This window comes from Niastella populi (assembly GCF_002078015.1).
GTDB classification, from domain to species: domain Bacteria; phylum Bacteroidota; class Bacteroidia; order Chitinophagales; family Chitinophagaceae; genus Niastella; species Niastella populi.
Map to the genome: position 1 here is coordinate 1 of NZ_LWBP01000096.1, position 462 is coordinate 462.

The following is a 462-nucleotide window of genomic DNA, read 5'->3' on the forward strand; positions in this document are numbered from 1 at the left end:
TCTGCATTTCATAGGTATCGGGAATGGTATACAGGTTCTGTATGCTGTTGGTGATGTACCCGGCTTTTGAACTTTGTATTGAAATAGTAGCAGGTGTTGCCCCGGGCGCAACAGCACCGGCCGGAACAGTGAGCGAGAAGAAACCCCGCGCATCGGTTGTGGCTGTATAACTGCCGGCTGTTACCTGTACGCCGCCAAGCGCGCTGTTCTGATCTGCATCACGAACATAACCGGTGAGCACCATTTGGTTATTGTTTGTTGAAAGCAGGGGCGCAATGTTGGTAGCTGTGCGTGCGGTACCGGCAACATTCAGGTTGATATCGGCATAAACACTATCGTTGGCCCCGCCTATAAAGAAAGTGCTGAGGCTGCTATACCCGCTTTTCGAGAATGTGAATGTATACCGGCCGCTGTCTAACCCATATACCAGCTGACCGCTTGCATTGGTTGTGGCGGTGCTGG

Annotated in this window: 1 protein-coding gene; it reads right to left on the reverse strand. The window is 51.9% G+C overall.

Features of this window, described 5'->3' with window-relative positions; genetic code table 11:
- The coding region (locus tag A4R26_RS34860; RefSeq protein ID WP_165760218.1) for a hypothetical protein at window positions 1-462 on the reverse strand (462 nt) is incomplete at both ends.